The 23,716-nt window shown below is 70.8% G+C and carries 24 protein-coding genes; 16 read left to right on the top strand and 8 right to left on the bottom strand.

The window, feature by feature from the left end:
* Nucleotide 1: 1 nt before the first annotated feature.
* Genes ACYQ0U_RS07240 through ACYQ0U_RS07220 form a run of 5 tightly spaced genes read right to left on the bottom strand, consistent with a single transcriptional unit; the run spans nucleotide 2 to nucleotide 4,723 of the window.
* The gene (locus ACYQ0U_RS07240; protein WP_459971068.1) at nucleotides 2-769 is read right to left on the bottom strand and encodes a CbtA family protein; all 768 of its coding nucleotides are present in this window, start codon (nucleotides 767-769) and stop codon (nucleotides 2-4) included.
* 9 nt (nucleotides 770-778) lie between these two features.
* A complete protein-coding gene (locus ACYQ0U_RS07235) occupies nucleotides 779-964 on the bottom strand; it encodes a CbtB domain-containing protein (RefSeq protein WP_459971066.1) in 186 nt (61 codons plus the stop codon).
* A complete protein-coding gene (locus ACYQ0U_RS07230; protein ID WP_459971064.1) occupies nucleotides 936-2,174 on the bottom strand; it encodes an MSMEG_0565 family glycosyltransferase in 1,239 nt (412 codons plus the stop codon). The genes ACYQ0U_RS07235 and ACYQ0U_RS07230 overlap by 29 nt, the downstream gene beginning before the upstream one ends.
* A gap of 9 nt (nucleotides 2,175-2,183) precedes the next feature.
* Complete coding sequence (locus ACYQ0U_RS07225) at nucleotides 2,184-3,713, bottom strand: AllF/FdrA family protein (RefSeq protein WP_459971061.1); 1,530 nt, start codon at nucleotides 3,711-3,713, stop codon at nucleotides 2,184-2,186.
* Nucleotides 3,710-4,723: a carbamate kinase gene (locus ACYQ0U_RS07220; RefSeq protein WP_459971059.1), complete on the bottom strand. Its 1,014-nt coding sequence runs from the start codon at nucleotides 4,721-4,723 to the stop codon at nucleotides 3,710-3,712. The genes ACYQ0U_RS07225 and ACYQ0U_RS07220 overlap by 4 nt, the downstream gene beginning before the upstream one ends.
* Nucleotides 4,724-4,841: 118 nt before the next feature.
* Here ACYQ0U_RS07220 and ACYQ0U_RS07215 point away from each other — a divergent pair, with 118 nt between their 5' ends.
* Genes ACYQ0U_RS07215 through ACYQ0U_RS07205 form a run of 3 tightly spaced genes read left to right on the top strand, consistent with a single transcriptional unit; the run spans nucleotide 4,842 to nucleotide 7,261 of the window.
* The gene (locus tag ACYQ0U_RS07215) at nucleotides 4,842-5,498 is read left to right on the top strand and encodes a hypothetical protein (protein WP_459971057.1); all 657 of its coding nucleotides are present in this window, start codon (nucleotides 4,842-4,844) and stop codon (nucleotides 5,496-5,498) included.
* Nucleotides 5,499-5,558: 60 nt separating this feature from the next.
* On the top strand, nucleotides 5,559-6,731 hold the full coding sequence (locus tag ACYQ0U_RS07210; protein WP_459971055.1) for an MSMEG_0568 family radical SAM protein: 1,173 nt from the start codon (nucleotides 5,559-5,561) through the stop codon (nucleotides 6,729-6,731).
* Nucleotides 6,728-7,261 (top strand): MSMEG_0567/Sll0786 family nitrogen starvation N-acetyltransferase, encoded by a 534-nt coding sequence (locus ACYQ0U_RS07205; RefSeq protein ID WP_459971050.1) that lies wholly within the window; start codon nucleotides 6,728-6,730, stop codon nucleotides 7,259-7,261. The genes ACYQ0U_RS07210 and ACYQ0U_RS07205 overlap by 4 nt, the downstream gene beginning before the upstream one ends.
* Before the next feature lie 27 nt (nucleotides 7,262-7,288).
* On the opposite strand, the gene ACYQ0U_RS07200 is transcribed toward ACYQ0U_RS07205, so the two are convergent.
* On the bottom strand, nucleotides 7,289-8,266 hold the full coding sequence (locus ACYQ0U_RS07200; RefSeq protein ID WP_459971048.1) for an AIR synthase related protein: 978 nt from the start codon (nucleotides 8,264-8,266) through the stop codon (nucleotides 7,289-7,291).
* Between the two features lie 77 nt (nucleotides 8,267-8,343).
* Here ACYQ0U_RS07200 and ACYQ0U_RS07195 point away from each other — a divergent pair, with 77 nt between their 5' ends.
* The gene (locus ACYQ0U_RS07195; RefSeq protein WP_459971045.1) at nucleotides 8,344-9,759 is read left to right on the top strand and encodes a YlbE family protein; all 1,416 of its coding nucleotides are present in this window, start codon (nucleotides 8,344-8,346) and stop codon (nucleotides 9,757-9,759) included.
* A gap of 4 nt (nucleotides 9,760-9,763) precedes the next feature.
* Nucleotides 9,764-10,552, top strand: coding sequence for an oxamate carbamoyltransferase subunit AllH family protein (locus tag ACYQ0U_RS07190; RefSeq protein ID WP_459971041.1), 789 nt, complete (start codon nucleotides 9,764-9,766; stop codon nucleotides 10,550-10,552).
* Here ACYQ0U_RS07190 and ACYQ0U_RS07185 read toward each other — a convergent pair.
* Nucleotides 10,518-13,694 carry an ATP-binding protein gene (locus ACYQ0U_RS07185; RefSeq protein ID WP_459971039.1) on the bottom strand — a complete coding sequence of 1,059 codons (3,177 nt, stop codon included), beginning with the start codon at nucleotides 13,692-13,694 and terminating at the stop codon, nucleotides 10,518-10,520. The genes ACYQ0U_RS07190 and ACYQ0U_RS07185 overlap by 35 nt on opposite strands.
* A 63-nt stretch (nucleotides 13,695-13,757) precedes the next feature.
* Here ACYQ0U_RS07185 and ACYQ0U_RS07180 point away from each other — a divergent pair, with 63 nt between their 5' ends.
* From ACYQ0U_RS07180 to gap, 7 genes are read left to right on the top strand one after another with little or no spacing between them, the layout of a single operon-like run.
* The gene (locus ACYQ0U_RS07180; RefSeq protein ID WP_459971406.1) at nucleotides 13,758-14,600 is read left to right on the top strand and encodes a phosphosulfolactate synthase; all 843 of its coding nucleotides are present in this window, start codon (nucleotides 13,758-13,760) and stop codon (nucleotides 14,598-14,600) included.
* Complete coding sequence (locus tag ACYQ0U_RS07175) at nucleotides 14,590-15,483, top strand: XcbA family protein (RefSeq protein WP_459971037.1); 894 nt, start codon at nucleotides 14,590-14,592, stop codon at nucleotides 15,481-15,483. The genes ACYQ0U_RS07180 and ACYQ0U_RS07175 overlap by 11 nt, the downstream gene beginning before the upstream one ends.
* Nucleotides 15,468-16,814: a class-II fumarase/aspartase family protein gene (locus tag ACYQ0U_RS07170; protein ID WP_459971034.1), complete on the top strand. Its 1,347-nt coding sequence runs from the start codon at nucleotides 15,468-15,470 to the stop codon at nucleotides 16,812-16,814. Before ACYQ0U_RS07175 ends, ACYQ0U_RS07170 begins: the two co-directional genes overlap by 16 nt.
* Nucleotides 16,805-17,806 (top strand): 1-aminocyclopropane-1-carboxylate deaminase/D-cysteine desulfhydrase, encoded by a 1,002-nt coding sequence (locus ACYQ0U_RS07165; protein WP_459971031.1) that lies wholly within the window; start codon nucleotides 16,805-16,807, stop codon nucleotides 17,804-17,806. Before ACYQ0U_RS07170 ends, ACYQ0U_RS07165 begins: the two co-directional genes overlap by 10 nt.
* The gene (locus ACYQ0U_RS07160) at nucleotides 17,803-19,320 is read left to right on the top strand and encodes an argininosuccinate lyase (RefSeq protein WP_459971030.1); all 1,518 of its coding nucleotides are present in this window, start codon (nucleotides 17,803-17,805) and stop codon (nucleotides 19,318-19,320) included. Before ACYQ0U_RS07165 ends, ACYQ0U_RS07160 begins: the two co-directional genes overlap by 4 nt.
* Nucleotides 19,321-19,374: 54 nt before the next feature.
* A complete protein-coding gene (locus ACYQ0U_RS07155; RefSeq protein WP_459971025.1) occupies nucleotides 19,375-19,713 on the top strand; it encodes a hypothetical protein in 339 nt (112 codons plus the stop codon).
* Between the two features lie 17 nt (nucleotides 19,714-19,730).
* On the top strand, nucleotides 19,731-20,798 hold the full coding sequence (gap, locus tag ACYQ0U_RS07150) for a type I glyceraldehyde-3-phosphate dehydrogenase (protein WP_459971023.1): 1,068 nt from the start codon (nucleotides 19,731-19,733) through the stop codon (nucleotides 20,796-20,798).
* Between the two features lie 27 nt (nucleotides 20,799-20,825).
* Here gap and ACYQ0U_RS07145 read toward each other — a convergent pair whose 3' ends face one another.
* On the bottom strand, nucleotides 20,826-21,386 hold the full coding sequence (locus ACYQ0U_RS07145; RefSeq protein WP_459971404.1) for a helix-turn-helix domain-containing protein: 561 nt from the start codon (nucleotides 21,384-21,386) through the stop codon (nucleotides 20,826-20,828).
* 237 nt (nucleotides 21,387-21,623) lie between these two features.
* Here ACYQ0U_RS07145 and nthB point away from each other — a divergent pair, with 237 nt between their 5' ends.
* Genes nthB through ACYQ0U_RS07125 form a run of 4 tightly spaced genes read left to right on the top strand, consistent with a single transcriptional unit; the run spans nucleotide 21,624 to nucleotide 23,701 of the window.
* On the top strand, nucleotides 21,624-22,286 hold the full coding sequence (gene nthB / locus ACYQ0U_RS07140) for a nitrile hydratase subunit beta (protein WP_459971019.1): 663 nt from the start codon (nucleotides 21,624-21,626) through the stop codon (nucleotides 22,284-22,286).
* Nucleotides 22,283-22,885 (top strand): nitrile hydratase subunit alpha, encoded by a 603-nt coding sequence (gene nthA / locus ACYQ0U_RS07135; RefSeq protein WP_459971015.1) that lies wholly within the window; start codon nucleotides 22,283-22,285, stop codon nucleotides 22,883-22,885. The genes nthB and nthA overlap by 4 nt, the downstream gene beginning before the upstream one ends.
* Nucleotides 22,882-23,289 carry a nitrile hydratase accessory protein gene (locus ACYQ0U_RS07130; RefSeq protein ID WP_459971012.1) on the top strand — a complete coding sequence of 136 codons (408 nt, stop codon included), beginning with the start codon at nucleotides 22,882-22,884 and terminating at the stop codon, nucleotides 23,287-23,289. The genes nthA and ACYQ0U_RS07130 overlap by 4 nt, the downstream gene beginning before the upstream one ends.
* On the top strand, nucleotides 23,273-23,701 hold the full coding sequence (locus ACYQ0U_RS07125; RefSeq protein ID WP_459971007.1) for an OsmC family protein: 429 nt from the start codon (nucleotides 23,273-23,275) through the stop codon (nucleotides 23,699-23,701). Before ACYQ0U_RS07130 ends, ACYQ0U_RS07125 begins: the two co-directional genes overlap by 17 nt.
* Nucleotides 23,702-23,716 lie beyond the last annotated feature (15 nt).

The raw sequence follows: 23,716 nt of genomic DNA, 5'->3' as shown, positions 1-23,716 counted from the left end.
GTCACCCGCTGGTGACAGCCCGCCGGCCGTGAGCTGCGGTGCGATCCGCGCGCGACTGGCGGGCCAGCACGGTGCCGCTGACCAGACCGATGGTCGCCCAGAGCAGGGCGAGCATGCCCAACGACTGGAGACGGAAGCGCCAGACCAGCCCTGCGCCCACGTCGCCCGGGATCGCGTCCGGGCTCGGGGGCAGGGCGGCGAAGAGCAGGATGCCGCCAGCGGTGACCACGGCGGCCATGGTCCAGCAGGTGCGGGTCGCCGACCAGTCGAGGCGCCGCGCGGTGCCGGCGACCATCAGGACAGCCGCCGCGACGAGGGCCGCGAGCACCACCGAGCCGACGTACAGCGTCGTACGCTCCGTGACCGTGGCCGGGTCGCCGACCGCGGGCGGGTTGGCCGGGTACTTCAGACCGGGCGCGAGAGCGAAGACCGCGAAGCACCCGAGCGCGACCAGGAGCGCGGCCGGCATCTCGCCGAGGTTCCAGGTACGCCGGAAGCGAGACAGCACCACGGAGTAGACCAGGGAGAGCAGCAGGGCCGAGACGACCACGGCCAGGGCACCACCCACCTGCTGCCAGCCGCGGCTGACCAGAGCAGTGTCGTGGACCAGGTCGCCGTGCGCGTGCCCGGCGGCGGTGCGGCTCTCCTCGATGGCCAGCGCCAGCTCGATGGTCGGCTCCAGGACCAGGAGCGTGAAGGCCGCGGCGACCCCACCTGCAGCGAGCCCGCCCAGGAGTGATGCGCGGAGGTTGGTGTGCCACCGGCTCATCGCGGGCTCCTAGTGGCAGGGCACGGCGAGGACGTGCCGGCCGTCGTGGGTGAACTCGTGGACGTACGGCGCGACGTCCGACAGTACGGCGCCGTTGTCCTGGAGCAGGACGTACAGCAGGCCGAGGGCAAGCAGCGCCATGACGTAGGCCCAGGCCGGGACCCGGTCAGCTGTAGTGGTTACGGTGCTCGACATCGTCGTGATCTCCTTCGGTTGCGGGTGTGAGTGCGATCTGCGGCGGTGCGCCGGCATGCAGCGCCCGCTCGTAGATCTCCAGGTGCTGGACGGCCGTGGCGGCCCACGTGTACGCCGCCGCCACCTGTGGTCCGCGAGCGCCGAGCCGCTCGCGGGTGGCCGGGTCGTCGACGAGCCGCGCCAGTCCCTGCGCGAGCGAGTCAGCGTCGCCGGCCCGCGTCATGAGCGCGTCGTGCTCGTCGGTCAGGAACTCGTGGAAGACCGCGATGTCGGACGTGACGACCGGGAGACCGGCCGCCATGGCCTCGAGCACGACGAGGCCCCAGCCCTCCTTCATCGAGGGGAACGCGAAGCCATCCGCGGCCGCGAACCACTCAGGCAGCTCGGCGTCGGACACGGTGCCCAGGAGGACGACGTCCTCGCCGAGGACCAGGCCGTTGTGCTCCAGCGAGCCGAGCACCCGTTCCCGGTAGTCGCGATAGTCCTGGAACGAGTGGCCGCCGACGATCGCGAGCATGGGCGGGTCCGGGTGGGTCGCCTTGAGCCCAGCCAGAGCGTCGACCAGGTGGGTCGTGCCCTTGCGGGGCTCAATGCCACCGACGGTGAGGTAGACGAAACGGTCGGCCGCGCCGATCTGGTCCCGCAGCTCCTGTCGGCGTCCGGGCGTGATGCCCGCGCCGAACCGGTCGCTGCGCACGCCATTGGTGATGATGTGCGCGTCCACGCCGTAGTCGGCACGCAGCTGCTCCTGCCACAGCCTGCTCACCACGAGCACGTCGTCCGGCTCGAGGATCGCGTTGCGCTGGCAGTCGATCAGGGCCTGGGTGGTGAAGTCATCGACGTGGTGCACGGTCCGGACCAGCCGGAACGGGGCGCCCGCGTCACGCACCCGTGCCGCGGCTCGGGCGGAGATGCAGTCCTGGCTGTGGACGACGTCGAACCGGTGACCGATCTCGGTGAGACCCGATGTCAGGGCCGCGATCGAGGCGAAGACCCGCTCCTCCAGCGTGGAAGCGCCCGCGGGTGCCTCGACGAGATGCAGGGGTACGTCGACCGTCCGGAAGAAGCCGCGACCCTCCTCGGACAGTGCCACGACGGTCACGTCGACGCCGGCAGCCTGGAGGGCCTCGGCCAGCTCGAGCGTGTGCACGACGCCACCGCGTGGCTTGACGGAGTACGTCGTGAGCCCGACGCGCAGCGGGTGTCGCATCATCGTCTCCTAGAGCTCTGTCGTGACGAGGGCGGGATCACGCAGGGCGATCGCCGAGGCCGCGAGCGCCGCTCGGGCAGCGGTCTCGGTGACGATGCAGCCGGCCCGTCGCAGGGTCTCCCGCTGCTGGTGGAAGTCCTGAGGATCGAGCGTCGTGCCGAGCACATAGGCCACGACCACGGCGCCCGAGCCGATCACCTTCTCGATCGCGGGAGCGAGCATGCCGGCCGGGTCGTCATGGGCCCCGTCGCCGATGACGACGTCGAGGAGCACGGCCGCGACGCTCGGGTCGTCGACCTGCCGCTCCAGGAACTCGATCCGCGCCTGCGGGTCGATCATCGGATGTGGTCGGCCCATGGTGTACTCCTCCTCGCCCAGGTCCAGGAAGAGGTGTGATCGCGGCGTGGCCGCCGCGACGGTGAGCAGCTTGTCGAGCGGCACGTTGGAGTGGATCGGGCCGAGGTGCTCGGTGGCGATCGTGAGCGCCTCGTAGCAGAGAGTGCCGCCGCTGTAGAGACCCACCACCTTCGTCCGCGACGGCTCCAGGCCGGTGACGATGCCGGCGACGTCTTCGGCGAGGCCTCGAACCAGGTCCTGCTCGGTGCCGCCGACGAGGGCCAGCGTCTCAGCCGCTCCGCGCTCGAGCGTGTTCACCACGATCACGTTGTCGGAGGTCGACAGCGTGTCGCGCAGACCCATGAGGGCAGCGACGGTCGGCTTCGAGGTGACGGCGAGCAGACGCTCCGCGACGTCGCGGGCCGGCGGCTTGGACACGAGGAGGATGGCCTGGGTGCGTTCGTCGGCGTCGAGTGCACGCAGGGCGGACTCGGCCATGAGTCCACCGACCTCGGGCGAGAGGTCGCGACCGCCGACACCGATGACGTGGGAGACCCCGGTGCCCCAGCGGTCCAGCAGGCTCATGACCTCCTGGGCTCCGGTGCCGGCGGCGGCGACGATGCCCACCGGACCGGCGGTCACCCGGTTGGCGAACCCGAGGCCGGCACCGGCCAGCATCGCGGTGCCTGCGCCGGGCCCCATCACGAGCCGCCCGAGATCACGAGCACGCTCCTTGAGCCCGACCTCGTCCTCCACGGGCACGTTGTCACTGAAGAGCAGCACGTCGAGGCCGGCGCTGAGCGCCTTGTGGGCCTCGAGGGCGGCGTACGGCCCGGCGACGGAGATGATCGCGACGTTGGCGTCGGGGCGCTCGACCAGTGCAGCGGCCAGGTCGGAGGCCGTCTCGACCGCGCCCTCCTCGTCGCCGGCGTTCGCCGCGAACAGGGTGGCCTCGGCGCTCTCGAGGGCGGCGGTCGCGGACTCGTCGTCCGTGGCCCGGACGGCGAGCACGAGGTCGTTGGCGCCAGGGGTGCCGACCCCGTCGGTGATGCCCTGCTCGGCGAGGGTGGCGAGGTTGGCCGGCGTCGCCATGAGGGCCCACCCCCAGGAGACACCCGAGGCGCCGAGGATCGCTCGCGTGGCCTCGAGGAGGCGGACGCTGTCCTTGTACGAGTTCTTGCGTACCTTGACGCGCGTGCTCATCCAACAAGCTCCTTGGTGTCGAGAAGGGTGGGTTGAGGGGCAGCGAGGATGCGCGTGCCGCGCTGGCCCTCGACGACTCCATGGGGCTCGTCGAGGGTCGCGTAGACGAGCTCGGGGGTGGTGATGGCCGCGAAGCGGGGCGGCTCCGCTGGGGAGGTCCGGCCCTCCACGAACTTGATGGCGGCGCTCATCTTCGGGCCCATGCTCCCGGGCGGGAACTGGCCGTCCGCGAGGTGCTGCCGCGCCTCGGCCACGGTCATGTCCTCCACGGACCGCTCCTGCGGCTTGCCGAAGTCGAGCTTGACCGAGGGGACGCCGGTGACCATGACCAGCGCGTTGGCGTGGGCCGCTGTGGCAATGCGCTCCGCCGCGAAGTCCTTGTCGATCACGGCGTCGACCCCGTGGAGGACACCGTTGTCCTCGACGACCGGGATGCCGCCGCCGCCGGCAGCCACGACGATGTGGCCCGAGGCGATGAGGGCTGCGATCGCCTCGGCCTCCAGGGTCGCCCGCGGCGTGGGGGAGGCGACGACCCGGCGGAAGCCGCGGCCGGCGTCGGGGACCATCGTCCACCCGCGCGTCTCGGCGAAGCGCTCCGCCTCGGCCTGGGTGAAGAACGGTCCGATCGGCTTCGTCGGGGTCGCGAAGGCGGGGTCGTCCCGGTCGACGACGATATGGGTGATCACGGACACCACCCCGGGGATCTCGTTGCCACACACCTCGTGGAGGGCCAGGCAGATGAGGCTGCCCAGTGCGCCCTGCGTCATGGCGCCGAGGGAGAAGAGGGGCTGGGCCGGCACCAACCGGGCACCCTCCTCGTGCTGGATCGCGAGGTTGCCCACCTGGGGGCCGTTCCCGTGGACGATGATGATCTTCCAGCCCTTGCGCAGGAGTGACCTAACGGACTTGGCCATGGTCCGGGCGTTCGCGTACTGCTCCTCGAGGGTGCCTCGCTGGTCCTCGCGGGTGAGTGCGTTGCCCCCAAGGGCGATGACCGCGGTGTTGCTCATGTACTGCTCCACTGTCGGCGAGTCGCTGGAAGATCTCGGTCTGCGGTGAGGTCGATAGGATAGCGGACGTACGTGTCGTATAGTAGATATGCCGCGAAACCGACGGACGAGGTGTGCCATGGCCGACGAGCTGACCGCAAGCGCCCTGCGCACCGCCTGGCGAGCGGGGGAGCAGTCCCTCTACTCGCTCGGTGGTGGCGACGTCGAGCGTTACGAGCGTGCGATCACGTTGGTGAGAGGCGTGGTCGACGCCCTGCAGGACGTGCACTCCACGGCTGAGCTCGTCGAACGGTGGCCGGAGGCTCGTCAGGTCCTCGAGGTCGCCGTGCGCCGCACCGGGGTCGGGCTGGCCTCGTTGCCGGCGGACCAGGTCGCCGGGGCGGGATTCGCCATGCGTCACGCTGCCCTGCAGGCGGAGGAGGCCCGCCGGGCGCGGCTCGACCTGGTCGCTGCGGCGCGTGCCGAAGGTGCCGAGTGGGTGGTGCTGCACGAGAGCGGGGACCAGCTCGCCGGGTTCGCGGACCCCTACGGCTCCACGCGCCTGCACTTGCGGTCCGGTCTCGCGATCGTTGCGGGTGTCATCCCGGATCCGGCCACGGGCGCCACCGTGCACACCTTGACGGTGGTGCGGCTCGACCCCGAGTCAGGGGACCTCGTCGACGGGGATCCAGGTCTCGCGGACATGACCTACTTCGACTGCGCGTCCTTCCGAAGCGGGGAGATCGCCCTGCGCGGCATGGTCGAGAAGCTGGCCTCCCAGCCATATGTCGGATAATAGACGCCGACACACTACCCGAGATAGCATCCACCGACGGCACGCTCGGAAGGACTTCCCTTGACGCAAACGGCAGACACCCGGGTTCCCATCGCGAACGTCGACGACGGCAGTCGGCTCAGTGACCTGATCCTCGAGCTCCAGGAGAAGGGGCTCGCGGTCAAAGGTCCGATCGAGCGCCGGCCGGGAGGTGCCGGTCCCTCGGACGCGGGCATGATCTGGGTGGAGGGCACGCCGGTCACGGTCCCCGTCGACGCGGCGTACGTCGCCGGCTCGCCGTACTCCCTCGAGGTGGAGGACTCCGGGCACGGGATCTACCGCGACGGGGTGCGTATCGCGTCGGCGACGCCAGCCGGCCGGCCGAACTTCTATGACCTGGAGACGTCGGACGGGACTCCCTACTGGAAGCTCGCGCTCATGCACCTGGACTCGCTGGCTAGCACGGTCCTGCAGACCTGTGCCTACTGGGGAAACTCGGACCAGTGCACCTTCTGCGGCATCGGTGTCTCCCTGTCCTCGGGCAGCACGGTGAAGGTGAAGCGCCCCGAGCAGCTCGCGGAGGTCGCGGTCGCCGCCCGGGACCTCGACGGAGCCGTGGACATCACGTTGACCACTGGATCGACGTGGGGCAAGGACCGCGGGGCGTACTACGTCAGCAAGTGCGGCCATGCGATGAAGGAGGCTTCGGGTCTTCCGGTGGAGGTGCAGTTCGAGCCGCCGACCGACCTGGCCGTCATCGACAGGGTGCACGGCCTCGGCATCGACTCGCTGGGCATCCACGTCGAGTCGTTCGATCCGCAGGTGCTCGCCCGGGTTGCGCCGCCGAAGGCCAGGACGGGCATCGAGCGGTACTTCGAGACGTGGGAGTACGCCGTCGAGCGCTTCGGCGAAGGGCAGGTGTCGACCTACGTGATCCTCGGGATGGGGGAGGACCGAGACGTCACGCTCGCGGGAATCCGCCGAGCCATCGACATCGGCGTCTATCCGTTCATCGTCCCGCTCCGTCCCGTCCCCGGCAGCCTGATGGCCGACGCGGTGCCGCCCAGCCGGGAGTACACCGAGAGCATCGCGAGGGTCGTCGCGCCGGAGCTCGTGAAGCGTGGACTGACGGCGGACAAGGTGACCGCCGGCTGCGCCCGCTGCCAGGCCTGTTCGGCGCTCGGCTCCCTCGAGCAGACCGTCCAGCTGGGCATGCCCGCCCTGGGTGCTCTCCCCGTCCAGAGCGCGTCATGAGCCGGGAAGCCGTGGTCAGGATCTGGCGAGCGAGCGGGCCCGATCTCGCCCATCACTACGCGATCCGTCATCGCGTCTTCGTCGTCGAGCAGCGCGCCCTCGAGGTCACCGACATCGACGACCGCGACATCGAGCGGAGCACGATCCACGTGCTGGCGGCGCACGGGTTCCACGCTGCCGGGGCGGTGCGGCTGTATCCCGTGCACGACGGCCTGTGGCAGGGCGATCGACTGGCCGTGCTCGCGTCGCACCGATCGACCCTGGTCGGCGCCGAGCTGGTCCGCTTCGCGGTCGCGACAGCTGCGGCCCGGGGCGGCCACCACATGCGCGCGCAGATCCAGCTGCCGAACGTCCGGTTCTTCGAGCGGCTCGGCTGGATCCGTGACGGCGACCCAGCGCCGTACTGCGGCTTCGACCACCAGCCCATGCTGTTCGACCTCGCCCAGGCGACCGACCTGCACTGGTCGGGCCGCCCCGCGACGGTGCTCCTCGAGCCGGAGTTCGAGGGAGCAGACCCCCGAGCCGGCTGACCCGGACGTGGACGTTGCTTCGACCGGCTAGGAGGACCACAGCCCGGTGATCGACTCCGTGGCGAGGTCCATCAAGGGCGCTTGGAGACCTCCGCATCGCACGGTGATGCGGGTCGACTCGTGGACGGTCCCCACTTGGGCGCAGGCCAGGCCGTGCTGCTCGAAGACTCTCCTGCAGTCGGCTGCCCGGTCCTGGGGGGCGGTCAGCCAGAAGCCGTAGGTCGGGAAGGCGATCAGCCACTGCGCGGGGTCGGTGTCGGCGGGGATCGGCAGGTGGTCCAGGTCGACGTCCACCCCGTGCCGGGTGAACTCGAGCAGCATGGCCAGCGAGCCCAGGGCGCCGGCCATGGAGACGTCCTTGGCGGCCACGGCCGCGCCCAGGTCGGCGACACGAGCGAGCAGCCTGACGTCGCGCGCGAGGGTCGAGCGCTGCTGGGTGATGGAGGTGAAGAACGGGAAGTCGGTACGCATGGTCCCGTCGAGGCATGCGGCGAAGAGCACCGCCTGGCCCGGGCGCACGTTGGCCATCGAGAGCGGCGTCCGCACCTGCCCGAGCGCGAACGCGGACAGAGCGGCGTCCGAGTCGGCACCGGTTAGGTGCCCTCCCACGATCGGTACCTCGTACATGTCGGCCGCGTCGCGCATGCCGCGCAGCACCTCGGACAGATCCGCGTCGCGACCGATGACGGTGTTGACGATCGCCTTGGGTACTCCGCCCATGGCGGCCACGTCGTTGATGTTGGCCAACACGGCGGCGATGCCCGCGCCGTACGGGTCGCTGCGAACGAACTGCGGCGCGATCGCCTCACCGCAGACGACGGCACGCGCACCGTCGAGCTCGACGACGGCCCCGTCGTCCCCCGGGCCATGCACCGGGTCACTGGGGTCCACGAATCCGGCCACCGCGGCGATCGCGCCCTTGCCGGACACGCCGGCGTGTCGGCGCACGATCTGGACGACGTCTTGGGGAGCCGTTCGAGTGACGGTGAGTGGTGGACCGACCATGAGACGTATCCTATAGTAGATGAACGTGTCGGGCGAGATACGCGCGTCGCCGACTCCCCATCCCGAAAGGCCTGCTGATGAGCGTGACTCCTGTCGTCGAGCTGCCGACGGTCGTGGACGTGGTGAACATCGGGCTTCCCCTGTTCGAGAGCGCTCTGCGGAGTCAGGGGCAGTCGGTCATCGGTGTGGACTGGCGGATCCCCGGCGGGGGCGAGGCGAAGACGGTGGCGGCCCTGGCCCGCCTCCTCGGGCCCCGGACGGACCGGATCGACCGCGCCAACACCGAGGTGCTCCGCCGGCTCAACGAGGGCGTCCCGATGCTGGTGGGCGTTGACCGCGCGGGAGCCGTGATCGAAGGGATGGGCGAGCGTGACATCCTCCACTGCGGTCCCGTCATCGCGTGGCAGGACATGCCCGACCCGTTGCGGCGGTCGGTGCGTGCGGCCGTCGTCGCCGAGGGCTGGGCAGACGACGTCGACGCCGCGGGGCGGCTCGTCGAGGCCGGCGAGGTGCACCTCAAGCCGGCGAACGAGCACCGCACGGTCGTACCGATGGCCACGTCCCTCGGCCCGTCCGCCCCCGTGTACGTCGTGCACAACGAGGCGGGCGACATCACGGCGTACTCCAGCATCAACCAGGGCTCCGGCGCCGTGCAGTGGTTCGGCGTGGACAGCGACGCCGCGATCGACCGGCTCCGGTTCGTCCGCGACAGGCTCGGACCGGTCCTGGCCGAAGCCCTGACGGCGAACGGTCCAGTCGACGTGTTCGCGCTGGCTGCCCAGGGTGTGCCGATGGGGGACGACGTGCACATGCGCGTCCAGGCCACCACGAACCTGTTCCTGCGCGACCTGCTGCCCTCGCTGGTGCGCAGCACGCACGAGGCGGCCGCCGAGGTGGCCACGTTCCTCAGTGCCAACCACCTGATGTTCCTCAACGTGGCCATGGCCGCGGCCAAGTCGTTGGTCGAGTGGGCGTCGGAGGTGCCCGACTCGAGCATCGTCACGACGATGTCGCGCAACGGCTCGACGTACGGCGTCCGCCTCGCCGGTGGTGGCGACTGGTTCCTCGCGCCGTCGCCGCCGATCCAGGATGCGCTGTACTACCCGGGCTTCGGGCCGGAGACGAGCGCGCCCGACATCGGTGACAGTGCCGTGCTCGAGCTCGTCGGACTCGGCGGCCCGGCCGCGGCCAATTCACCCGCGGTGGCCGGCTTCCTCGGAGGACGGATGTCCCACGCGATCGCGGCCACCCGCAGCATGCAGCGCATCTGCGCGAGCGAGAGCCCCCGGTTCCGCCTCCCGATCCTGGACAACGTGGGCACCCCGGTCGGCGTGGACGTGCGCAAGGTGGTCGAGCTCGGCATCACGCCGGCCGTCAACACCGGCATCATCCACGCGACCGATGGCCGTGGTCAGGTGGGAGCCGGTGTCGCCTGGGCGCCCATCGCCTGCTTCGTCGACGCGCTGCTCGACCTCGACCGGCGTCTCGCCTGAGTCGATGATGCGGCAGCTGGTCCCGGTCGTCGTCGGGTCGGGTGTCGCCGCCGCCCACGAGGACGGAGCGCTCGGGACCGTCGTGGGAGCCTTCCGTCACGGCTTCTACGTGCAGGCCGACGGCAGGCTGTACGCCGTGGCCGGCCCCTCGGTCCCGCCTGGGCCGATCCATCTGATCCTCGGGAGCCCGCCGGTCAGTGCGCTCGAGGGTCTCACCGTCTGGCTGGACGGCGGCCTGCTCTGCTCGACGGCGTGGCGGATCGCGCTGACATCGGCGCCTGTCTACGCACCCGTGATGCCAGGGCCCACGACCCTGGGTACCGCGGCGCCCTACCTGGGCCAGATGCTCGACCGCCTGACCGTCCCGCCGGACCTCCGCTCGTCGTGGGACCAGGTCCGACAGGCAGTCGCCGCAGGTGATCTCCTGCGGATCCGAGCGCTGCTCGAAGGCAGGGGAGGGGGACTCACGCCGACCGGAGACGACGTTCTCTCGGGGGTCCTGCTCGTCCACGCATGGAAGGGCGGTGACCGCCACCGCCTCGGCCGCGTTGCGGAGGAGGCCGCCACGACGAACCTGAGCCGGTCGTTCCTCGGGTGGGCGGCGCGCGGGCAGAGCATCGCGCCCGTCCATGACCTGATGGCGCATGCGGCACAGCAGGACGTGCCAGGTTTCGAGGAGGCGTTCGCCACGGTGTCCGCGATCGGAGGCTCCTCCGGCATCGCGCTGCTGTGGGGCATCGGTCTCGCCGCCGGGACCGTCACAACAGTCGGGGCAGTCTCCCCGACCGGGTGAAGCTCGTCCTGAGCTGACGGGGGAGCGTCACCTCCAGGCGCTTGAGTGCTTCCCGGGCCTCCGCCGGGTCGCCGACCTCGCCGAGGAGCAGGAGCGAACCGGTCTGCCGGGCAAGGGTCGCCGCTTCCTCGCCGCGTCCCAGCAGATGGAGCGCCAGCGACTGGTACTTCACCGAGCCGGCTGCGCGGGCGGCCTCGAGCAGTGCTTCGGGATCGGTCAGGCCGAGCCGGGAGCCCACCTCCTGGATGCGCAGGTTGGCGCGCCACCGGAACGGCAGCCAGTGCTCGATGAGCGCTGTGGCCGTCTCGAGACGTTCGGCGGCCAGGCCGGGGCGTCCGTCGAGCCGCTCGCTCTCGGCGAGCGAGCAGAGCGCGTGCAGTTCCTGCTCGATCTGGAGGCAGCCGGCCTCCACCTCGCGCGACTGGTCGAGCGCGAGCTCCGACAGGTCATGGGCCCGGCCCGGTTCGCCGAGCTCACGCCACACCCAGGCCAGCGTCGTGTTGGTGCGAGCGCGGTAGAACGAGACGTCGTACCGCTCGAGGATCGCGGCCTTGGTCTGCAAGGCGGTGAGGGCGCCGGACAGATCCCCGGCGTTGGCCCGCGCGAGCCCGGCGAAGAAGAGGCCGCGGAGCAGGGGATGGAAGGCGCCGATCCGGTGCGAGATCGCGACCGCGTCGTCGAGGACGTCGATCGCCTCGCCGTAGCGGTCGGCGTGGGCGAGCAGCGCACCGAGGCAGCTCAGCACCGAGACGCGCACGGCCTCGTCCTCGCTGCCGACCTCCGCGAGGGCGCGTTCGTAGGCGCGGTAGGCGGCGTCGAAGTCACCCGCCCAGTGCTTGGTCCTCCCGAGCAGGTTCCAGGCGCTGGGCCGCGCACCGGGCATGTGGCATGCCTCGTCCGCGCGGGCGACGGCCTCCTCGACGTCACGGCGGTAGTACGCCGTCCACCCCAGCCGCTCGACCGCCGTCGCACGTAGCGACCGGTCGCCGCTGGCGACGGCGAGCGTCTCAGCCTCTTGGTGGTCGTCGGTTGCCCGGTCGAAGTCGCCCAGCTCCTCGTACGCCGTGCCTCGCCCGATCAGGCTCAGGCCCTCGACCTCGCGATCGCCCGCCTGGCGCGCCGCTGCCAGAGCGGAGGAGCACAGGCGGACGGCGTCGGCGTTCGCGAAGGCGTGGTGCGCCCGGGTGGCTGCCTCGTACCAGGATCGGGCGGCCGCACCGGTCAGCCCGGCGCGCTCCTGGTGGAGGGCGCGAAGCTCGGGCCGATCCGAGAGGATCTCGGCCAGCTGGCGATGGCGGAGGACGCGGATCGGGCCGGGCAGGTTGTCGTAGAGGGCCTGGCCCAGGATCGGTGGTGTGAAGACGAACAGGTCGTTGCGCGAGGCGACCAGTCCCGCGGCCAGCGCTTTCTGCACCGTCGGCATCAGGTCGATCGCGGGACGTCCGACCAGGCGCTCGAGTGTGTCGAGCTCGAACGCCGTGCCGATGACCGAGGCCGACTGCAGCAGCTCGTCGACGTCGGCGCCACTGCGTCGCACCCGGCCGAGGACGACCGACCGCAGCGTGCCGGGGACATCGGACCTGCTCTCGCCGCGGGACAGGGCGGCCAGCACCTCGATGACGAACATCAGCTGCCCCAGGGTGAGCTCCCACACGAAGGCCGCGTCGGCTGCGACCCCCGCCTGAGCCGCGAGCTGGGCGACCTCGGACTCCGTGAGGGGCCCCAGTTCCACCAGGAGGCCGCGGTCCGCGAGGGCACGCAGCTCCTCGTCGAGCCGGTCGGACGGGGCCGTGGCCACGACCAGGAGGGGCGCGCCGCCGAGGTTGTGCAACAGCCACAGCAACGCCTCGATCGTGGCGGTACCGGCCAGGTGCAGGTCGTCGAAGAACAGGAGGAGCGGCTGCTCCTCCGAGGCGCTGGCGAGCACGTGACGCATCGTGTTGAGGATGCGCTGGTGCTCGATCTCCGGGCTCGCTCGCTGGTACTCCAGGGGGCCGATCACGTCCCGCAGGTCCGGCACGAGCTCCAGCGCCGTGTCCGCCCAGGAGCCGAGGAGGCGGGTGAGGCGGTCGGGTGCGTTCAGCAGCAGGAGCTGGCTCAGCACCGTGATGAGGGGCTGGAGCGGTGACGAGCGCTCGCCCTCGAAGCAGTCGACGCGGATGGCCCGTGCGCCACTGCGGTCCACGTAGTCGGCCAGGTCCTGCGCGAGGGACGAGCGCCCGGAGCCCGGGTTGCCAGTGACGAGCACCGACCCGGCCGCTCCGGCGGAGGCCGCGTGCCAGCACTCGACCAGGGAGGCGAGCTCGGTCTGCCGGCCGACCAGCGAGGAGATGCCGGTGGCGGGAGGGCCTGGCCGGGACGAGATCGGTCCCGGTTCGGCGCCGCTGACGATGGCGCTGAACAGGGCATCGGTCTCCGGGCTCGGCTCGACGTCGAGGTCCTTGCGCAGCTGGAGCCGCAGCTCGTCGTACGCGCGAAGGGCGGAGGCGCGGTCGCCGAGATGCCACGACGCGTTCATGAACATCCGGGTCGCCAGCTCGTCCTGCGGAGCGTGGGTGAGCACCGTCTCGGCCTGGCTGGCGATGTCGCTCCACATGCCCAGATGTGCCTCGGCGTCCCATCGGGCCCGGTTCAGGCGTCGCACGAGTGCGTCGACGTAGCGCTGCTGGTCCTCGGCCCATCGTCGCTGCGCGAACCTCGGGGACAGCTCGGGCGCGCCGCGTGCGAGCAGAGCGAAGGCGCGCCGGGCAGCAGTGATGGTGACCGCCGGGCTCAGTGCCGCCCGTGCCTGGGCCGCCTTGGTGAGCTCCTCGACCGTCGCGAGGTCGCTGGTCCACGAGGGCCCAGCATTGAAGCGGTAGCCCGTTGAGGACGAACCGGTGATGACAGAGGAGCCGATCGAGCGGCGCACCCGGCTCACGAGCGAGGCGATGATGCGGTCGGCAGTCGGGGGAGCGTCGTCGTCCCACAGCGCGTCGACCAGCGTGTCGGTGTCGACCAGAGCGCCGTCGGCGGCGACGAGTCGCCGCAGCAGGACCTCCGCGCGTCCCGCCGGAACCGGACCCAGCTCGTGCCCGTCCGGGTCGGTGACGTGCAGCACGCCGAGGACGCAGACCGTCGAGGCGGCTCTGCTCGTCGACATCGAGGATCGCTCTCCCTCCCTGGACGGCCCGCTATCTCCGATAGTATATGCTTGTTGCTGATAATGGAGGGCACGGTCCCGTCGGCGATCCAGAGGGAGAAGGCCGGAAGCATGGTCGGTGCAGGTCCCAGCTTTCTCACGCTGCCGGAGCGACCGGCCAAACCCAGGTCCGTCGGCCTCACCCACGTGCTGGACAAAGGATATTCTCTGGACCGGGTCGAGTCCGTGCTTCGGGTGTATTCGGACTGGATCGACTTCTGGAAGTTCGGTTGGGGCACGGCCTATGTCGAACCGGCCCTGGCCGAGAAGATCCGCCTCCTCCGGGATCGCCAGATCAAGCCGTGCACCGGCGGAACCCTGCTCGAGATCGCCTGGCTGCAGGACCGGATCACGGAGTTCTTCGAGTTCGCGACCTGGGCCGGCTTCGAGTGTGTCGAGGTGTCCCGCGGTTCGACGGACCTGCCCCTCAGTGACAAGGCCGAGATCATCACGCGGGCCAAGTCGCTCGGTTTCGAGGTCTTCGCCGAGGTGGGTCGCAAGGACCCGGGCGAGGTCGTCTCCGCGGACGCGTGGATCGCGGAACTCCAGGCGGACCTCGATGCGGGAGCGACCTGGATCGTGGCCGAGGGACGCGAGAGCGGCACCGTCGGCCTGTACGACGCGGACGGGCTGGTGCGCGAGTCGCTGGTCACGCAGCTCGACTCGTCCGCCGCCGCGCAGCGCATCATCTACGAAGCCCCCCAGCGGGCGCAGCAGGCCTTCCTCCTGCGCCGGTTGGGGACGGACGTCAACCTCGGGAACATCGCCCTCGAGGACGTGATGGGGCTGGAGACCTTGCGCCGCGGCCTGCGCTCGGACACCATCGGCCTCGGCAACGTGCTGGAGGCATCGGGCCGTGCTCGCTGAGTCGAACGTCGTACCCTCCCGCTACCGCCAAGTGGCAGTGGCCGCCGTTCCCAGCCTCGAGCCAGCCTGGCTGGCCGCGCACTTCACCGGCCGCGAGGTGTACCTCCGCACGCGGTTCGTCGTGGCTCGTCACGGGCAGCGGGTCGCCCTTGTGGAGGTCGAGCGCGAGCAGTCGGACGAGCTCTTCGCGCACACCGTCTCGGCACGGGTGGTCGCCGGGCCGGACGCCTGCGCGCTCGTGGTCGACGAGACCCTCGACACCGCGGTCCCGTCGCAGCTCGCCGCAGCGGCGGAGCGCGTGCCCGGCGCACGCTGCGTCGTCGTGGAGGGCCGGTACTCCCACGTCAGCTTCATCCTCAACCCGGCTCCCGTCCGGATCAGGCTCGTCGACGTCATCCCTCCGGGACCTGCGAAGCTGCTCGACCAGGTGCAGCGGGTGCTGTCCACGGCGGAGGACCTCCCGCCCGTGGTCGTGGCGCCGGACCTGGTGGACAGCCGCGAGCTCCTCGCGAAGTCGTACGACGACCCACCGCGCGACCTGCTCATCCCGTGCCGCGGTTCGGGGATGGACTTCGCCGGCAGCACCGTGTCGTTCCTCGATGAGCGGCCTCCCGAGCGCGCGTGGACGTTGCTCGGCTGTGAGCGCTCGAACCAGATCCACCAGTGGTTCTACGGCTCCGAACCCGAGCGCATCGACATCTGCCCGCGCCAGTGGATCGCGGCCGACCAACCCGCAACTCTCACGCGCTGCTGCCTCCTGCAGGAGGGCGTCGAGGACACCGATGCCGCGACCGTCGTCCCGTGGGGCGCGTCGCTCGCCGAGGTCCGGACCGCGATCAAGGCGGTCGTCGACCGGGCGGGGGTGGCGTGGACGCACATCTGATCGACTCCCAGATCTTCGGCCACCAGTGGAGCACGACGGAGAGCCGGGAGATCTTCTCCGAGACCGCCCGCGTCAGCCGGTGGGTCGAGGTGCTCATCGCGCTCGCCGAGGCCCAGGCCGAGGTCGGCATCATTCCCGCAGAGTCGGCTGCCGCGATCGCGGCCCTGCGCGGCTGCCCGCTCGATCTCGCCGAGATCGCCGAGGGCACGTGGGCCACGTCGCACTCGACGCTCGGGATGATCCACGTCATGCAGCGACTGCTGCCGGCAGCCGCGGCGGAGCACGTCTACCTCGGCACGACGGTGCAGGACGTCTCCGACACCGCACTGGTCCTGGAGCTGGAGCGGGTCTCCTCGATCCTCCGGCGCGACCTGTCGGAGGTCGAGGCCGCTCTGCTCGACCTGGCCGAAGCCCACCGCGTGACGCCGATGGTCGGTCGCACGCACGGGCAGCCGGGGGCGCCGATCACCTTCGGCTTCAAGGCCGCGACCTGGGCCGACGAGACCGGCCGGAACCTGGACCGGCTCCGCGAGAGCCGTGACCGGTGGCGAGTCGGGCAGCTCGGGGGCGCCGTCGGCGTACTCGGCTTCTTCGGGTCGCAAGCGCTGCCGCTACGCGCGGCGTACTGCCGGCGACTGGGGCTGGCCGAACCGGCGGTCTCCTGGTTGACCACCCGGGACCGGCTTGCTGAGTTCGCCTACGTCGTCGCCTGCGCGACGACGTCGTTGGCGCGGATCGCCAACGAGGTGTACGTGCTCGCGCGTCAGGAGGTCGGCGAGCTGCGCGAGCCGACCCGTGCGTCGACGGTCGGCAGCATCTCGATGCCGCACAAGCGGAACCCCGAGGTCAGCGAGCAGGTCGTGACCCTGGCCCGGCTGGTTCGGTCTCTGGCCGGCGTGCTCGGCGACACGATGATCGGCGAGCACGAGCGGGACGGCCGTTCCTGGAAGACCGAATGGGCGGTGGTCCCAGAGCTGTGCCACTACGCCCTCGCGGCCACGGCGATGACCCGTTCCCTGGTCGCCTCACTCGAGGTGGACGCCGACCGCATGAAGGCCAACCTGGAGGCCACCGGCTCGGCCTCCTCGGAGCGGCTGCTCAGCGCGATGTCGGCCCGGCTCGGCAAGCATCGGGCCCAGGCGATGCTGCACGACGCCTACCGCGAGGCGCTCGCATCCGGCCGCGCCCTCCCCGTGGTGCTGGAGGGACGCGCGACCGCGGACGAGCTGGCCGAGCTGGCCCGGGTCGACACCGGTGCGGCAGCGGCGATGGCCGACGAGGTCGTGGCACGGGCTCGGCGTCGTCCGGTGGAGAGCGCGGCATGGGACTAGGCGACCTCCCCAGGGTCCCGCTGGGGATCTTCCCGACCCCCTTCGTGCGGGTGTCCGACCTGGCCGGGGAGCCTGCGCTGCGCGAGCTCTACCTCAAGCGCGACGACCTCACCGGCTTCGCGTGGGGCGGCAACAAGGTGCGCACGCTGGAGTACATCCTCGCCGACGCGTTGGCGCAGGGATCGGACACGGTCGTGGTGGCGGGCGGTCCCACCTCCAACTTCGCGGCCATGCTGGCCGTCGCGGCGGGCGGGCACGGGCTCGCCGTCACGCAGGTCTGCTACGGCGATCCCCGGGAAGGCGCATCGGCACTGCAGGTGTCGCGACGGGCGGGCGCCCGGGTCGAGTTCACCGGCTCTCCCGACCGGGGACGGATGGACGAACGCGCCGCCGAGATCGCCGAAGCCCAACGGGCTGGGGGCCTCACCTCGTACGTCGTCCCTCGTGGCGGCGCCACGGCTGTCGGTGCCTGTGGTTTCGCGGCGGCTGCGGTCGAGCTGCTGGAGCAACTGGACGAGCATGACCTGACCGAGGTCACCGTCGTCCTTCCCGTCGGATCGGGTGGCAGCATCGCCGGGCTCGTGACCGGCCTCGCCCTGGCCGGTGCCAGCGACCGCGTCGACGTGGTCGGTGTCTCGGTCTCCCGGCCGGTCGCCCTCGTCCAGCAGCAGATCGCCGAGCGGGCCGAGGCCTGTGCCCGGCTGGTTGGAGCGACCGGTGCGCCCGCCCGGTGGCGCCTGGTCGACGGCCGGGGGCCCGGCTACGGCAGCAGCTCGGCGGAGACCGACCACCTGGCCCTCCGGCTGCTGCGTCACGGCGGACTGCTCGCCGATCCGGTCTACAACGTCAAGGCCCTGCTCTGGGTCTCGCAGCATCGGGCCGAGCTCGGCCGACCCCTCGTGTACTGGAGTACCGGCGGGGCACTGGCCTCGGCTGATCAGCTCACCCCCACGAGAGCCGGCGCCGCTGTCGGCGAGGAGGCACGTCCATGACCGCCAGCAACGCAGGCCGTCGGCTCGAGGGCCCGTCCAAGGACCAGCCCGCACCGGCTCTGGTCGAGGCCGGGTTCGCCTGGGAGATCGCCGACGCGCCGTTGCTGCACCACGGTCTCAACCTGGCCGACATGGCGCACGTGCTGGACCTGCGGCATCGCAAGGTCATCCCGGAGCGGGCCGCGGCCGGGCTGCTCGGCGTCCTGCTCGAGACCCATCGCACCCGACCCGAGGACTTCCCGTACGACGCGGCCTACGGCGAGCCGTACAACTCGCGGGAACGCCACTTCGTGGAGCGGATCGGGGACGACGCCGGCTGGCTGCACGCCGGACGCCCGCGGCGTGAGGCAGCGCGTGTCGCGCTGCGCCTCGTGCTCCGCCGCCTGACCGCCGAGCTGGGCGTCGCGGCCGGCGAGTTCGCGGCGACGACCTCGCGCACCGCTGACCGCAACCGCGAGGTCTTCATGCCCGACCAGACCTACCTGCAGCAAGCGCAGCCCTCGACGTTCGGTCACTACCTGCTCGGGTTCGTGCCGCCCGCGCTCCGCGACGGCGAGCGACTGATGAGCGCCTTGGGCCAGATCAACACGAGCCCGGGCGGCGCGGGCTGCGTCAACGGGAGCCGGCTGCTGGACGACCGCAGGGTGATCGCGGACCTGTTGGGGTTCGACGACGTGATCACGCACACGCGGGACGCGATGTGGCAGACCGACACCTTCGTCGACGTGCTCGCCACCAGCGTCAGCCTGCTGTCCAACCAGTCGAAGCTGGCCGAGGACCTCGAGATCTGGTCGAGCCAGGAGTTCGACTACATCGACCTGGCGGGTCCCTACACCCGTGCCTCGGTGCTGATGCCGCAGAAGCGCAACCCGTACGCGCTGTCGATCGTGCGGGGTGGGGGAGGCGTGCTGATCGGGCGCCTCACCGGGTTCCTCGCCGTGGTGAAGAGCCCGTCGGCGCGCAGCGACAACCTGATCTTCGCCTATGGCGAGATCCCCAAGGCGCTCGAGTTCGCGACCCGCATCACCGCGCTGATGGACGGTGTCGTCGACACCCTGACCGTCAACGAGGAGCGGATGTGGCAACGCCTTCAGGAGGGCTACACGCAGGCCACCGACCTGGCCGAGTTCGTCATGATGCGCTGCGAGGTGGACTACCGGGCGGCGTACCTCATCGTCGGGGAGGTCGTTCGCCACGCCAGCCGACGCGGCGTACGCGGAGTCGACATCACGCCGGTGGACCTCGATCTGGCGGCCCACTCGGTGATCGGGCGGCCGCTGGGACTCGACGCCGAGGAGGTGAGCGCCGTCCTCGACCCACGGTCCGTCGTGGCGACCCGCACCGCGCTGGGAGGGGCGGCCCCGGCGGCCGTCGCCGAGATGACGGAGACCTACCTCGCGGAGGCGCACGACCTGACCGCGCGGGCCGGGGACGAGCTGCAGAAGTACGCCGACGCCGAGGCTCGCCTGCTCACCGAGGCCGACGAGGTCGCCTCGGCGGGAGGCGTCTCGTGAGCACGCTGCAACCCGGTGCAACGACTGTGCAACGGCAGGTCGCACGATCCGTGCATGGACAACGTCGACCACGGAACTGTTGACTGCCGGTGCCGGTTCGCCCAGACGGCACCCGGCCACCACCGCCGCCTCGTCTCGCTCGAGGCGCAACCGCTCACGTCGCTCGTCGAGCTGATCGAGATGGCAGCGACCTGGGGGGAGATCGAGTACGGCGAGACCGAGCCGGTCATCCCGCCGAGCGAATGGATCGAGTTCGCCGAGGCGCACGTCTGGTCCGACGGGGACCGCGTGTTCGACGCCCTCGTCGCCCTCGCCTCCCTGCCGCCACGGGCCCGGTCCTTGGCGACCGTGACGCCCCTCCGCGAAGCCGAACCGGCCTTGGCGTCGGTCTGACCAGGCCACGAACCCTGATGACCCACGCTCCCCGGATCGCGATCAACGGCCTCGGCCGGATCGGGCGCTCCCTGCTTCGCTCCATCCTGGCCCGCGACTCCTTCGTCGAGGTGGTGGCGGTCCACGACCTCGCGCCGGCCTCGACCCTGGCCTACCTCCTTCAGTACGACTCGGTCCACGGACGCCTCGGCGTCCCGGTCGAGTTCACCGATGACGAGCTGATGGTGGGTGACCGGCGGATCAAGGTGCTGCACTCCAACCATCCGGCGAACCTGCCCTGGGCGAAGCTCGGCGTCGACGTCGTCGCCGAGTGCAGCGGCCAGTTCACCAGCCGGGACCGCGCCTCCGGCCATCTCCTCGCCGGCGCGAACAGGGTCATCGTCTCGACGCCCACCGACTCGGCTGACGCGACGATCTGCCTCGGCGTCAACGAGGCCACGCTCGACCCGACCACCCACCGGATCATCTCCAACGCCTCATGCACGACCAACTGTGTCGCCCCGATCATCGCCGTCCTCGACGAGATCTTCGGGGTCGAGGGCGGGTGGGTCGACACGGTGCACGCCTTCACCAACGACCAGCAGCTGCTGGACGTGCCGCATCATGACCTGCGACGCGCGCGGGCGGCCGGCCAGAACATCGTCCCGACCGGCACGGGCGCCGACCGTGCGCTCGCCCTGGTGATGCCCCAGCTCAAGGACAAGGTGCACAGCGTCGCAGTGCGGGTGCCGGTGCCCGACGGCTCTCTCAGCAACGTCGTATGCATGCTCACGGATGAGGCCACCACCGACCAGGTGCGGCAGACCTTCCGCGCCGCTGCCGAGTCGCAGCGCTGGTCGGGCATCATCGGGGTCAGCGACATGCCGATGGTCTCGACGGACGTGCTCGGTGATCCACGGTCGTGTGTCGTCTCGCTGCAGGACATCGAGTCGCACGGCAGCGCGGTGCGGGTGTTCGGCTGGTACGACAACGAGTGGGGGTACGCGAACCGGTTGCTCGACCTGGTCGAGATGGTGACGTTGCGCAGCAACGAGCGGCGCCCTCCGGTCCACCTCGACAGCCCGCGGCCCGCTGCCATCGGGTGACCGGTCTTCGGGCGGCGGGCGACGTCGTCAGCCCCGACGATCCGGGAGCGACACCCACACGACCTTCGTGGCCCGGGTCGTCGGGTTGCGCCACGAGTGCTCGTGCTCGGTGCGGAAGTGCAGCGAGTCGCCGGGAGAGAGCCGGAAGAGCTGCCCGCCGACGGTGACCTCGAGGGTCCCGGACTGAACGTAGACCAGTGACTCACCGGCCGGACGGCGGGTCTGGTCAGCTGACCGGGCGCCCGCGGCGATCTCGGTGACGTTCGCCGCCACGTCGAACGGGCCGGACTCGGCGGACAGGGAGCCGACCACGACGTCGCCGTCCGGTGACCGGCGTACGCGACGCTGCTTCGCGGCCGTGTAGACGACGGGCGTCGCAGGGGTGTCGGACTCGTCGATGAAGTGCGCGACGGGGACATGGAAGGCCGCCGCGAGCTTGAGCAGCGTGGTGATGGTGGGGACCATCGTGCCCTGCTCGACCTTGTGGATGGCGGCCGGCGAGACGTCCGAACGATCCGCCAACTGCTGGAGTGACAGCCCGTGTCGCCCGCGCAGAGACCTGAGTCTCGGCCCGATCCCGGAGACCACCGCAGACAGATCCGCCTCCGACAGGGGAGCGGCGGCGAGCCGGTCGGGGGGCGAGTCGGTCTGACCCCCGGTGGCGGGTGTGGCCTCGGTCGTCACGGTCTCTCCTTCGTCTCAGCCGGGAGACCCGGCGTTTAGTAGAGGGATCCTATCCGATGGTTGACGAGCCGATATATCTCTCATACGGTCCATCTATATCGGATAGGAGATATCGTCTCACCAGACCCTGAGGAGCTCGGAGTGGACGGCATTCACGACATGGGCGGCACCCAGGGTTGGGGCACGGTCGCCATCGACCCCGCGGAACCCGTCTTCGAGGAGGACTGGCACGCGCGCACCTTCGCGCTCGGCCTGGCCTCGATGGGTGCCTCGGGAACCAACCTCGACGCTTTCAGGCACGCACTCGAGCGGCTGCATCCCTTGGAGTACCTCGGCGACGGCTACTACGGACGGTGGCTCCGCGCCGCTGAGACACTGCTCGTCGACAGCGGTGTGCTGGCACCTGGGGCTGTCGAGGCCCGCGCCCGCAGGTTGCGCGGGGAGGACGTCGTCGAGCCGGCCGACGTCGAAGTGCACAAGCCGTCGTACGAGCGCGGCGGTGCCGGGTCCTTGCGCCAGATCGACGACAAGCCCGCCTTCGTGGTCGGCCAGCGGGTGCGGGCGCGCGACCTCCACAAGCCGGGTCACACCCGGATGCCGGCGTACGTCCGCGGGCGGGTGGGCGTCATCGAGGCGCTTCGTCCCGCTGCGGTGCTGCCGGACAGCACGGCCCACTTCACCGGTGAGGACGCGCAGCACGTCTACACCGTTCGCTTCGAGTCGACGGAGCTGTGGGGTGCCGACGCGGAGCCGTCGACCCTCTTCATCGACCTCTTCGAGAGCTACCTGGAGGACACCCCGTGAGTGCCGACCCCCGTGCCGCTGACCGGCCCCCGGCAGCCTTGCGCGCAGAAGCGCTCGAGGAGCTGCTCACCGAGCGTGGCCTGGTGAAGACGGAGATCCTGGACGGCTTCATCAACCGCTACGTGAACGACGTCGGACCGCTCAACGGGGCCAAGGTCGTCGCCAAGGCGTGGGTGGATCCGGACTATCGCAGCCGCCTGCTCGAGGACGGCACCGGGGCCATCAAGGAGCTCGGCTTCGCGGGACCCCAGGGCGAGCACATCGTGGTGCTGGAGAACACGCCCGAGACGCACAACGTCGTGGTGTGCACGCTCTGCTCCTGCTACCCGTGGCCGGTCCTGGGCTTGCCCCCGAGCTGGTACAAGGACCCGGCGTACCGTTCCCGTGTCGTCCGGGAGCCCCGCAAGGTCCTCGCCGAGATGGGCCTCTCGCTCGACGACCAGGTCGACATCAAGGTGTGGGACTCGAGTGCCGAGAACCGGTACTTCGTCCTGCCGCTCCGACCGGAGGGCTCCGAAGGTCTGTCCGAGGAGGAGCTCGCCGCACTGGTCACCCGCGACGCGATGGTCGGCGTGGCCACAGTCGAGGTCTCGTCATGACGGAGACGCGGGAGCTGGACGCGACGTCGGTCGAGGGGCTCCCTCGGTCCAACGGGGAGCTCGTCTTCGAGCAGCCGTGGGAGAGTCGAGCGTTCGGGCTCGCGGCAGCGCTTGCCGACCAGGGGCTGTTCACCTGGAAGGACTTCCAGAACGGCCTGATCGCCGAGGTGGCGGCTGGCGAATCGCAGCCGGGGGAGTTCCGCTACTACGAGCGGTGGCTCGGAGCCCTCGAGGGGCTGCTGCTCGAACGCGGCGTGATCTCGGTGGCCGACATCGACGACCGGGCCGACGTGCTCTGCCGCCGTCCCGCGGGGCACGACCACCGGGCCGGCGAGGACCACCACCACGACCATGACCATGACCATGACCATGAGCATGAGCATGAGCATGACCACGAGCACTGACGGTCGGGTGAGTGCCGGCAGGACGGTCACGGGTGTCTGGAAGGGTGGCTACCACTGCACGGTCCAGGCCGGTTCCTTCACCATCGAGGTCGACGAGCCCGTCGAGGTCGGGGGGACCGACCTCGGTCCACAGCCGACCGACCTGTTCCTGTCATCGGTCGCCTCCTGCTTCCTCCTGGCGCTCGGCCACGCGGCCCGCAAGCGGTCGATCGAGGTCGACGGCATGTCGGTCGAGGTGACGGGAAGGTACGACGGGCTGCGGTTCGGCGCCGTTCATGTCCGGGCGCTCGTCGGTGTACCCGAGTCCGAGCTGGATCGGCTCCTCGAGGCGGCAGAACGCGTCTGCTACGTGACGAACACGCTGCGCGCCGGCGTGACGCTCACGACCGAAGCGGTGGCGGCACGTCCTTGACGGTCCGACGCCGTC

It is taken from the genome of Nocardioides pyridinolyticus (assembly GCF_054653575.1).
This window is presented reverse-complemented; position numbering and strand designations above follow the sequence as displayed.

What these genes read in the sequence shown, in the direction of transcription:
- ACYQ0U_RS07240 (WP_459971068.1), bottom strand. Translation starts at nt 769, where the DNA reads ATGAGCCGGTGGCACACCAACCTCCGCGCATCACTCCTGGGCGGGCTC.
- ACYQ0U_RS07235 (WP_459971066.1), bottom strand. Translation starts at nt 964, where the DNA reads ATGTCGAGCACCGTAACCACTACAGCTGACCGGGTCCCGGCCTGGGCC.
- ACYQ0U_RS07230 (WP_459971064.1), bottom strand. Translation starts at nt 2,174, where the DNA reads ATGCGACACCCGCTGCGCGTCGGGCTCACGACGTACTCCGTCAAGCCA.
- ACYQ0U_RS07225 (WP_459971061.1), bottom strand. Translation starts at nt 3,713, where the DNA reads ATGAGCACGCGCGTCAAGGTACGCAAGAACTCGTACAAGGACAGCGTC.
- ACYQ0U_RS07220 (WP_459971059.1), bottom strand. Translation starts at nt 4,723, where the DNA reads ATGAGCAACACCGCGGTCATCGCCCTTGGGGGCAACGCACTCACCCGC.
- ACYQ0U_RS07215 (WP_459971057.1), top strand. Translation starts at nt 4,842, where the DNA reads ATGGCCGACGAGCTGACCGCAAGCGCCCTGCGCACCGCCTGGCGAGCG.
- ACYQ0U_RS07205 (WP_459971050.1), top strand. Translation starts at nt 6,728, where the DNA reads ATGAGCCGGGAAGCCGTGGTCAGGATCTGGCGAGCGAGCGGGCCCGAT.
- ACYQ0U_RS07200 (WP_459971048.1), bottom strand. Translation starts at nt 8,266, where the DNA reads ATGGTCGGTCCACCACTCACCGTCACTCGAACGGCTCCCCAAGACGTC.
- ACYQ0U_RS07195 (WP_459971045.1), top strand. Translation starts at nt 8,344, where the DNA reads ATGAGCGTGACTCCTGTCGTCGAGCTGCCGACGGTCGTGGACGTGGTG.
- ACYQ0U_RS07190 (WP_459971041.1), top strand. Translation starts at nt 9,764, where the DNA reads ATGATGCGGCAGCTGGTCCCGGTCGTCGTCGGGTCGGGTGTCGCCGCC.
- ACYQ0U_RS07185 (WP_459971039.1), bottom strand. Translation starts at nt 13,694, where the DNA reads ATGTCGACGAGCAGAGCCGCCTCGACGGTCTGCGTCCTCGGCGTGCTG.
- ACYQ0U_RS07180 (WP_459971406.1), top strand. Translation starts at nt 13,758, where the DNA reads ATGGAGGGCACGGTCCCGTCGGCGATCCAGAGGGAGAAGGCCGGAAGC.
- ACYQ0U_RS07165 (WP_459971031.1), top strand. Translation starts at nt 16,805, where the DNA reads ATGGGACTAGGCGACCTCCCCAGGGTCCCGCTGGGGATCTTCCCGACC.
- ACYQ0U_RS07160 (WP_459971030.1), top strand. Translation starts at nt 17,803, where the DNA reads ATGACCGCCAGCAACGCAGGCCGTCGGCTCGAGGGCCCGTCCAAGGAC.
- ACYQ0U_RS07155 (WP_459971025.1), top strand. Translation starts at nt 19,375, where the DNA reads ATGGACAACGTCGACCACGGAACTGTTGACTGCCGGTGCCGGTTCGCC.
- gap (WP_459971023.1), top strand. Translation starts at nt 19,731, where the DNA reads ATGACCCACGCTCCCCGGATCGCGATCAACGGCCTCGGCCGGATCGGG.
- ACYQ0U_RS07130 (WP_459971012.1), top strand. Translation starts at nt 22,882, where the DNA reads ATGACGGAGACGCGGGAGCTGGACGCGACGTCGGTCGAGGGGCTCCCT.
- ACYQ0U_RS07125 (WP_459971007.1), top strand. Translation starts at nt 23,273, where the DNA reads ATGACCACGAGCACTGACGGTCGGGTGAGTGCCGGCAGGACGGTCACG.